At 37.4% G+C, this 8849-nt stretch carries 11 protein-coding genes; 2 read left to right on the top strand and 9 right to left on the bottom strand.

The window, feature by feature from the left end; translation table 11 throughout:
* Positions 1–421 precede the first annotated feature (421 nt).
* The gene (gene nth, locus AN486_RS12400) at positions 422–1093 is read left to right on the top strand and encodes an endonuclease III (RefSeq protein ID WP_190384683.1); all 672 of its coding nucleotides are present in this window, start codon (positions 422–424) and stop codon (positions 1091–1093) included.
* Between the two features lie 178 nt (positions 1094–1271).
* On the opposite strand, the gene AN486_RS12395 is transcribed toward nth, so the two are convergent.
* Entirely contained in the window at positions 1272–1706 is a 435-nt protein-coding gene (locus AN486_RS12395) for a hypothetical protein (protein WP_053539412.1), read from the bottom strand.
* A 287-nt stretch (positions 1707–1993) separates the two neighbouring features.
* On the opposite strand from AN486_RS12395, the gene dusB reads away from it, so the two are divergent.
* Positions 1994–3046, top strand: a complete 1053-nt coding sequence (gene dusB / locus AN486_RS12390; protein WP_039201721.1) for a tRNA dihydrouridine synthase DusB — start codon at positions 1994–1996, stop codon at positions 3044–3046.
* Between the two features lie 316 nt (positions 3047–3362).
* Here the strand turns inward: dusB and AN486_RS12385 are convergent, their stop codons facing one another.
* From AN486_RS12385 to AN486_RS12350, 8 genes are all read right to left on the bottom strand, one after another.
* Positions 3363–4025, bottom strand: coding sequence for a Na(+)/H(+) antiporter subunit B (locus AN486_RS12385; protein WP_053539413.1), 663 nt, complete (start codon positions 4023–4025; stop codon positions 3363–3365).
* Positions 4022–4588 carry a DUF4040 domain-containing protein gene (locus AN486_RS12380; RefSeq protein WP_290600872.1) on the bottom strand — a complete coding sequence of 189 codons (567 nt, stop codon included), beginning with the start codon at positions 4586–4588 and terminating at the stop codon, positions 4022–4024. Before AN486_RS12380 ends, AN486_RS12385 begins: the two co-directional genes overlap by 4 nt.
* Positions 4581–4859 carry a monovalent cation/H(+) antiporter subunit G gene (locus AN486_RS12375; RefSeq protein ID WP_290600870.1) on the bottom strand — a complete coding sequence of 93 codons (279 nt, stop codon included), beginning with the start codon at positions 4857–4859 and terminating at the stop codon, positions 4581–4583. The genes AN486_RS12380 and AN486_RS12375 overlap by 8 nt, the downstream gene beginning before the upstream one ends.
* The gene (locus AN486_RS12370; RefSeq protein ID WP_053539415.1) at positions 4856–5113 is read right to left on the bottom strand and encodes a hypothetical protein; all 258 of its coding nucleotides are present in this window, start codon (positions 5111–5113) and stop codon (positions 4856–4858) included. The genes AN486_RS12375 and AN486_RS12370 overlap by 4 nt, the downstream gene beginning before the upstream one ends.
* A complete protein-coding gene (locus AN486_RS12365; RefSeq protein WP_039201717.1) occupies positions 5110–5496 on the bottom strand; it encodes a Na+/H+ antiporter subunit E in 387 nt (128 codons plus the stop codon). The genes AN486_RS12370 and AN486_RS12365 overlap by 4 nt, the downstream gene beginning before the upstream one ends.
* On the bottom strand, positions 5493–6932 hold the full coding sequence (locus AN486_RS12360) for a cation:proton antiporter (protein WP_290600867.1): 1440 nt from the start codon (positions 6930–6932) through the stop codon (positions 5493–5495). Before AN486_RS12360 ends, AN486_RS12365 begins: the two co-directional genes overlap by 4 nt.
* Positions 6929–7264 (bottom strand): cation:proton antiporter subunit C, encoded by a 336-nt coding sequence (locus AN486_RS12355; RefSeq protein WP_039201263.1) that lies wholly within the window; start codon positions 7262–7264, stop codon positions 6929–6931. The genes AN486_RS12360 and AN486_RS12355 overlap by 4 nt, the downstream gene beginning before the upstream one ends.
* Before the next feature lie 115 nt (positions 7265–7379).
* Complete coding sequence (locus tag AN486_RS12350; RefSeq protein ID WP_168636938.1) at positions 7380–8840, bottom strand: aminotransferase class I/II-fold pyridoxal phosphate-dependent enzyme; 1461 nt, start codon at positions 8838–8840, stop codon at positions 7380–7382.
* Positions 8841–8849: the final 9 nt, after the last annotated feature.

The raw sequence follows: 8849 nt of genomic DNA, 5'->3' as shown, positions 1-8849 counted from the left end.
TAAGTAAAACCCATAGCCCGCCTGGGAATGAATTCCCAGTCTAATAGCAAAAGTCATCTCAAGATGACTAAGAATTGTCTAAATCCTCAGTTTACTTTAGTAAACTTTGGCTATTAGACCTGAAATGAATTTCAGGGCGGGTGTGGCAGCAAACAGATAAGCCATTTCTAACTTAAGTAAAACCCATAGCCCGCCTGGGAATGAATTCCCAGTCTAATAGCAAAAGTCATCTCAAGATGACTAAGAATTGTCTAAATCCTCAGTTTACTTTAGTAAACTTTGGCTATTAGCCCTGAAATTCATTTCAGGGCGGGTGTGGCAGCAAACAGATAAGCCATTTCTAACTTAAGTTGACACCAATGAGCATTGCTAAACCCCTACACTACACCAAAATAATAATTCTAAATTTAAAATTGCTGATGTGACTCGCAAATCATTAACCGAAAAACAACGGGCTTTAGAAATTCTTTCCCGTATCCAGCATCTTTATCCAGACGCAACTTGCTCCCTAGATTATGCCACCCCTGTACAATTATTAGTAGCAACTATTCTTTCCGCTCAATGTACAGATGAAAGGGTAAACAAAGTAACGCCAGGATTATTTGGCAAATTTCCTGACGCGGAAAGTCTAGCAAATGCAGATTTAACAGAGTTAGAAGAATTGGTACGTTCGACAGGTTTTTATCGTAATAAAGCCAAGAATATTCAAGGCGCTTGTCGAATGATTGTTCAGGATTTTAACTCTGTTGTTCCCAACAAAATGGAAGACTTATTAAAGCTTCCAGGAGTAGCCCGGAAAACTGCAAATGTGGTTTTAGCCCATGCTTATGGTATTAATGCTGGAGTAACTGTAGATACTCACGTAAAGCGCTTAAGTCAGCGTTTGGGATTGACAAAAAATACTGAACCTGTGGGAATTGAAAAGGATTTAATGAAGTTATTACCCCAACCAGATTGGGAGAATTGGTCAATTAGATTAATTTATCATGGTCGGGCTGTCTGTAAAGCCCGTTCTCCTAGTTGTGATATTTGTAAGTTGATTGACTTGTGTGATATGAATTTATCTGAAGCAAAGTCACAAAAAACAAAGTAACTCATTCATAATCTAAATGAGTCATTGCAATCCTACAGGACTTACGCAACTGGCACATTGGTAGGGTGCGTCAGACTTGCATAAATCCTGCCAAGAAACAGATTATTGATATCTGACGCACCCTACAACAGATTTTTAGTGTGACTGAGGTAATTAATAAAGATGCTATTTTTGATTATTACAATTCATCAAAATAATAAGTTACGACTCCAGAAATGGGGTCATTACCAATTCTGATATGATTTGATTTCAGCATTTCTTGGAGTGTAGCTTCGACTTCTGCAAAACTCATTCCTGTAGCCTTAACACCTTGAGTTACAGTTAAACTACCACCCTTAGCTTCTGCGGCTTCTATTAGTTTAACAATCATTGGTTTCTCCGCCGGTTTGTGAACTTGGGAAATAAATATCCGTTCATTCATGGATACGCCTAAAGGTGATAAACCTGCTTTTAGTAGCAATTTCTGCTCATATTCGTCCACCATATTAGGTATGATTAATAAATCATAGATTTGTCCCAAGTAAAAGAACCCACAGGTAAAGAACCATAATAAACCAGTAAGTAGGTTGGCGTTGAAAATTGTCGTTATGGCAAGGCAAAAGGCAAGAGGCAAGAGTGAAGAGGGTTTAGGCGATTTTACATTTCTTTACACAGTTTGGTTTTATTGTGTTCACCTACTTAGCCGTTTTACCATTATATAAGCGATGTAAACCACCTATTCCCAAAAAACCAGCCCCACACAAGAGGTAAGAGACAAGAAGACGGTCTTTATGTTCAGTATTTTTTATAGTCATCTTATTTATGTCCATTAGGATTTACTGGTTTAAAAACCCACACTGCAATTAACTACCCTTGGTTAGTCTTCGATTCCCCAATTAACCATTATATTTATTTATCACCATGATTTCCCTTTCACCTGAACTCCAAGCTAGACTTTCCACACCCCTAAAAATCGGCTCATTTGAGGTTAAAAGCCGTGTTTTACAGTCTCCTTTGTCCGGGGTGACTGACTTGGTGTTTCGGCGTTTGGTGCGTCGTTATGCCCCAGAATCTATGCTATATACAGAAATGGTAAATGCTACAGGCTTACATTATGTTAAGCAATTACCAATAATTATGGAAGTAGATCCTAACGAACGTCCAATTAGTATTCAATTATTTGATTGTCGTCCCGATTTTTTAGCAGAAGCAGCCATAAAAGCAGTTGCTGAAGGAGCAGATACTGTTGATATTAATATGGGATGTCCTGTGAATAAGATTACTAAAAATGGTGGCGGTTCTTCTTTATTACGTCAACCAGAAATTGCGGAAGCAATTGTACGGGAAGTTGTCAAAGCGGTAGATGTGCCTGTAACTGTAAAAACTCGCATTGGTTGGAATGATCAGGAAATTACTATTCTTGATTTTGCGAAAAGAATGGAAGACGCGGGAGCAAAAATGATTACTGTGCATGGACGCACTCGCGCTCAAGGTTATAATGGTAATGCGCGGTGGGAATGGATAGCTAAAGTCAAGGATATTTTATCAATTCCTGTAATTGGGAATGGGGATATTTTTTCTGTGGAAGCTGCGGTAAAATGTTTAGAACAAACTGGTGCAGATGGAGTAATGTGTTCTCGTGGAACTTTAGGTTATCCCTTTTTAGTTGGTGAGGTTGATCATTTCTTAAAAACTGGAGAATTATTAACACCACCTAACCCAATTCAACGCTTAGAATGTGCCAGAGAACATCTTTTTGCTTTGTGGGAATACAAGGGAGATAGGGGAGTCCGTCAAGCTCGTAAACACATGACTTGGTATGCAAAAGGCTTTATGGGTGCGGCTGATTTACGGGGTAAGTTAAGTTTAATGGAAACTGTCCAACAAGGTTTAGATTTAATTGATGGTGCGATAGAAAGATTAGCAAATGGTTATGAAGTTGAAGAAGAAGTACCAGCTATTATTGCACTTTAGCATTGATTTCTAGATTAGGTTAAGCGATAGGTTAACACAAGCTAAGGGACTTCCAAATAAAAAAATACTCAACCACCTAACGCAAAAATCTCTCAAACCCTTATTCCTCTGTGTCCTCTGCGCCTCTGTGGTTCGTTAATCAGGATAATTTATTTCTTGGAAGTCCCTAAGTAGGTTGGCGTTGAAAATTGTCGTTATGGCAAAGCAAAAGGCAAGAGTGAAGAGGGTTTAGGCGATTTTACATTTCTTTACACAGTTTGGTTTTATTGTGTTCACCTACTTAAGTGCGATCGCTAATTCTTTAAACTCCCACTTTTTATAACAAACCCCGATAACGAATAAAAATCAAAATCACAGCCCAAGAACCTAATGCCACTTTAACAGCAACTAAGATATTTAATATTGGCAAAATTCCGCCACTAAAAAGCATTCCTAACTCACCGTGTGGTAACTCAAATCCCGACAAAGTTATCACTGATAAAACAATAAAGACTAACACCGAAATCTTTTCCCACATAGCCGCGTGCCAACGTTGGTAAATGTCCTGCATCCATTGGTATGATGAGGTAATTGCTATCAGTCCGATTGCTGTCCCTCCAGCGACTCCAGCCGCAAAACCACCCCCCGGACTCAAATGCCCCCTAATTGCTAATTCAATGCCCACTAATGCCGCAATTGTCGCCCCTAGACGAGCTAATATTATTGATGGTTGATCTTTAAATTGATAGATGCTGCAAGATGGTTTTTCATTAGCTAATAAAAAATTAGCTCCGAGAATGGCTATAGTAAAAACAATAACTTCAAAGATTGTATCATATAGCCGATTTCTGAAAATAATCCCTGATACTGCATTGGGAACACCACTTTCTTTAACCACTGTTTCCACAATGGAAATATCTGGTAAATTTAGTTCGGAATTAGGCATGATCAGCATTTTTACAAATAAAGCTATTCCGGCTAAAATGTAAACTAATTTCATAAATTTTGCTCCCCTGAATCTAAAACATTGAAATATCTTAAACCTGTCTTTGGTGATGACAGTTCGCTTTTTATGATGTTATAAATGCGTTGCACTCTAATCACGGTTTGGTATGTTTCTTCTGCTTCCACAAACTTTTCTAATGGCGCACAGGTAGCATGAATTTCTTTTTCTATTAACGCCTGTTGTAAATTTTCTTTAGTAGTGTAAGGTACGAGTTCTAGACGCAGATAATGTTTCTTGAAAATGCGGCGAAAGTCGCTCATAAGTTGTTGAAAATTGCCGTCTTGATTTTTTTCTATTGACTGATCTTCCATGACACCAAGACGTAATACTAAGGATGAACGAACTGCGATCGCATAGAGAGTAATTGATAGCATTGTTCCCATTAATGCTTCTGTTAAAGCCACATCTGCTGCACCTAAAACTGCATCTACCATTGCTGCAACTGCACCGAGTACCCCACGAATTACTAAGGCATGATAGGGATTAGTTTGAGTTACTAACATCCCCGCAGTTAAGGGTAATAAAGCAATGATTAAATAGAGATAAGTATCATTCATGTTTTTCCTCTTCTGTTGAACAGTATGCTAATACATAACCCAGCATAGTATTCCAAATTGCTAAGGAAATAATGCCAAGAACAAGTAATGGCCATTCACTGGGTATTTTCAGTAGTAGTCCGACAATAATCATCATTGAACCTAAAGTATCCGCAACAGAAAGTCCATGTAATTTGAATAATACTGATCTGTTGCTGACTAAATGAGAAGTTCCCCAAAACCAAAAAACTATGCCAATACTTATGCAGGTATAACTAAGAAGGTTAATCATACTTCACCTAATCTTCTGAGGATATGTGCTAATAACATTAAGCCGGCATTTCCTACTGTCAAAATAATCGCTGCAACTACACCAATCATCCAATCATCTCGCAAAACGGAAATTACAAGAATCATGATGGCTACTTTACTGGAAATGCTACCAAAAGCTAACATTTTCTGCCAGGTATCATCACTTTTCCAAGCTTCATAAATGGGAATAAGTAAAGCCAAAATCATTGCTATTAAGACTATTTCTAGGTTCATGCTTGTTTTTTCCTGGGTTTAATTTGGTGAACTTCATACCATCCTTCTTCGTGGTACTTCAAAACTATGGTTTTGGGGGTAAAGGTAATCAGAAATATATCGAGGAAAATCAATAAAGGTGATCTGTTTAGTTTGACTTTCTCCATGATAATTTCTTCTTGGTTATGGGGACGGAAGATAATTTCAAATGCCTCCATAAAAGCTACCGGAATCGCAATAAGGATCTTAATTATTACCTTTACCCAAGATTTTAATTTTTCTGGTGATGACTTACCACGTGGTAAAATTAAGGCAATAATTACACCGATGATAATATTTGTTAAACTCACATTAGCAGTGAGTAATAACCAAATTGTTAGTCTTAATATGAGATGTCCAATCATGGGAAAGCCATCCAAAATAATAGGATTAAAGTTAAACTCATGACACCAACTAAATGCTCAAATTCTTCAAATACACGAGGTAGAGATATGGATAATTTCTTGAAAATGAAATGATATCCTAACCAGCCCGCAGCAATAGTTAAAAGTGCTTTTGTGATATTGGTGATTTCATAAGCTGGAAGATAGACAATATTTGCCACAAATAATCCAGTAATTAAAAAGATTACTGATATCCAAAAACCGGATTTTGTTTTCTGTTCTTCTTCTTCTGCTTTTGCATGGGGGAGAAAAATAAATTTAGCAAAAGATATGGCTGTACCAACTGCGGCAATATTCATCAGTATAAATTGCCAAGATTCTAAATTTTTTGTCGTTAATACTTTTGCCTCAAAACCTGACAACAAAGGTAAACCAGAAATTGATAAACTAGCGATCGCTAAGGCTATCCAAATATTAGTATGAACGGGTTTATTTTGCAGTTCTTTAAAATTGCGACTGGGTAAAGAACCCGCAATCAAAAATAAAGATGACTTGACTAATCCATGGGTGAGGGCATAAAATCCACCTACAGCCGGTGCAGCAAGAATAAAGCCTAATTGGGAAATTGTGTGAAACGCCAACATTCGCTTAGTATCTTTTTCAAAGACAGCATAGGAGACACCCATTAAAGCTGTTCCCACAGCAAAAATTCTGACTATGGTATCAATTTCTTCGGAAACGAATGCACAACGTAATAAAGGTAAAACACTGGCTTTAACGACAATTCCTGACATCAATGCGGAAACTGGTGTTTCTGATTCAGAATGAGTTAAAGGTAGCCATAACCCGGAGACAAAAATCCCCGCTTTGATTAATAATCCCAGAAAAATTAATGCTAGTGCTTCTGGTGGTGATCCCTTTAAACTGGCAAAACTAAAGGAATGATGCGTCTGATAAACCAGCACTGCACCAACCAGATAAAACAACATTGCAGTATTACTAACAAAAAGATACCGTAAACCTACCCAAATTGAGCGATCGCTACGAGAATAAGCAATCAATAAGAAAGCCGCAATACCGCTTACTTCTAAAGCCACATATAAACTAATGAAATCTGCACAGACAAAGGCAGCATTCAGGCTACCATGCACAATAATCATCTGGGCATAGAAAAAAGCCGTTTTATCACTGCGCCAGCAGTAGAGGGCAACAGCAGCCGTTACCAGGGCATTTGTGAAAATAAAGTAACCGCTTAACTGGTCAGCTATTAAGGTGATCCCGAAACTATCCAGTAAATTCAGGGTGATGGGTGATGGTTCGATAAATAGCTGCAACCCATAAGCAGCAGAAGCAATAGTCCCCCACATTGTCAAATGTCGGTTAAGTTTGGGGACTAGAAAAATGATGAACCCTAGAAAAAATGGGGTAGCAATCCAAGCCAGTGTAATGGTATTCATGGTGTATTATTTTTCTCAATCTCGTTACTTTCCAATGTGGGATTATCCCGTGCTAATTTCATCACACCAACTAGCATCAAAGCCTGTATCGAGAAACCGATGACTATCGCTGTTAATATGACTGCTTGGGGAACAGGATCAGCATAAGCAATATTTTTTACCTCGGAAATAATGGGAGTAAATAATCCTTCTCGTGATGCAATTAGTACATAAAAGGCAATCACACCCGTACTCATCACATCCATTGAGACAATTTTCATTACCAAGTTTTTTTTGAAGATGATGCCAAAAAAACCACACAGTATTGTTATCAGTACGCACGCTTCTAACACGGGAATTATTTAATTTTTATATAAAGTGCTAACTCTATATAAGCACGAAATCTTAGTGCTAGAATAATTTCAACACTAGAATATTCTTATGATTATGATAGTTATACTCAATGATTTATGTTTTCACAACTTTTAAAGTTTGCAAACTTTCATCTGCACAACCAGTGATAAAACCACCCATTTTTTGAATTTCTTGCAAATGTTCTAAAGCTGATTCTGTAATGAGTTCTCCAGGCATTAATACAGGAATTCCTGGAGGATAAGGGCAAATAATTTCCGCGCAAATCCGATTTTGAGCTTTCTCGAAAGGCAAGATTTCACTATTAGCAAAAAAAGCCTCACGGGGAGAAATAGCTATAATATTACTTGTGTTATCTTTTTTGGGTTTACACAATAAATTTTGAATTTTTAATGGATTAACATGAGTAAGATTACTTAGAGATCTAATTAAATTTTGAATATCTGTTTCTGTATTTCCTAAGCTAATAATAAATGTGATATTTTGCCAAGATGAAAATTCTGGAGTTACATTAAATTTCTCATCTAAAATTTCTTCGGCTGCAAAGCCAGTAAATCCTAATTTACTAACATTAACTGTTAATCTAGTTTTATCTAAATCTATAAATCCCGGTGATTTTTCTTTTTGAGAAAGGGGAGTAGATAAACCAGGAATTTGATTAATTTGAGTTCTGGCTGCTTTCCCTAATTCCAAAGTTTGAGACATGAGCTTTTTTCCATGTATTGCCATTTGCTGACGTGCAGCATCGAGAGAAGCTAAAAGGATAAAACTAGGACTTGTAGATTGCACTAATTGTAAGGCTTTATTAACCCTATCAATATCAATTCTTTTACCTTGAATATGTAACATTGATGCCTGTGTCATTGCTCCCAATGTTTTATGAATTGATTGAACAGTTAAATCTGCACCTGCGCTTAAAGCTGACGTGGGTAATTCTGGGTGAAAATGAAAATGTGCGCCGTGTGCTTCGTCTACAATCAGAGGAATATTATATTGATGAGTAAGGTGTATAAATGCTGGCAAATCTCCACAAACACCATGATAAGTAGGATAAACTATCAGCACTGCTTTTGTATCTGGATGTTTTGCTAATGCTGCTTTTAATGATTCTGGTGTAATGCTGTATGCAATATCTAAATCTTCATCGTATTCAGGATTTATAAAAATAGGAATTGCCCCCGAAAGAATCAATCCAGAAATAACAGAAGAATGGACATTTCTAGGCAGAATTATTTTTTCTCCCATTCTACAACTAGCAAGAATTGCGGCTTCAATTCCGCAGGTAGAACCATTAACTAAAAACCATGTTTTCTCTGCCCCAAAAGCCTCCGCTGCTAGTTCTTGTGCTGCAAGAATTACGCTTTCTGGTTTGAATAAATTATCTAACTCTGCTAATTCCGTTAAGTCAGCCCGAAAGATATCTTTACCAATTAAATCGGTTAAGATTGGCGAAATTCCCGCACCGCGTTTATGTCCTGGGGTGTAAAAAGGTGCATGAGAACGGCTTGTACAGGCTTTTAAGGCATCTATGAGGGGGGTTTGGTTTTGATTTGGCATTTTTGGAGA

This window comes from Anabaena sp. AL93, from assembly GCF_001672085.1.
Taxonomy (GTDB): domain Bacteria; phylum Cyanobacteriota; class Cyanobacteriia; order Cyanobacteriales; family Nostocaceae; genus Dolichospermum; species Dolichospermum heterosporum.
This window is presented reverse-complemented; position numbering and strand designations above follow the sequence as displayed.